At 70.3% G+C, this 471-nt stretch carries 1 pseudogene; it reads left to right on the top strand.

Annotated elements, in window-relative coordinates:
* A pseudogene (locus tag JNW98_RS10805) lies at positions 1-471 on the top strand (N-acetylmuramoyl-L-alanine amidase); the annotation flags it as partial.

The raw sequence follows: 471 nt of genomic DNA, 5'->3' as shown, positions 1-471 counted from the left end.
GCGCCCGCGGCCGGCCGGCTCGCGCCCAAGGCGACGGCCGACAAGACGGCGGCCAAGGCCACCGTCGCCGACCCGAGCGGCGCGGCGCCCTTCCTGGTGCTCAACGCCATCGACAACAAGGGCGACTACTACTCGTACCAGCCCAACGGCAAGGGCGGCCTGACCTCCCGCAAGGCGGGCAAGAACACCAACGCCTCCCGGACCGCCTGGAAGCAGATGCGGCTGGCGACCCAGCGCCACAACCGGTTCGGCGAGGGCGACGGCCACTACTACGTCCAGAAGAACAACGAGGCCTGGTACGCCGACAAGGGCTTCACCGAGCGCGTCGGCACCGGCTGGAGCATGTACGACACCGTCTTCTCCCCGGGCAACCTGGGCGGGTCGGCGTACGGCGACGTCCTGGGCCGCGACAAGTCGGGCGTCCTCTGGATCTACCAGGCCGACATCCTCGGGAAGCTGTCCGCCCGCAAG

It is taken from the genome of Streptomyces huiliensis (assembly GCF_020037025.1).
Taxonomy (GTDB): domain Bacteria; phylum Actinomycetota; class Actinomycetes; order Streptomycetales; family Streptomycetaceae; genus Streptomyces; species Streptomyces huiliensis.
The sequence above is the reverse complement of the archived record's forward strand: the minus strand, read 5'-3'. Positions and strand labels throughout refer to the sequence as shown.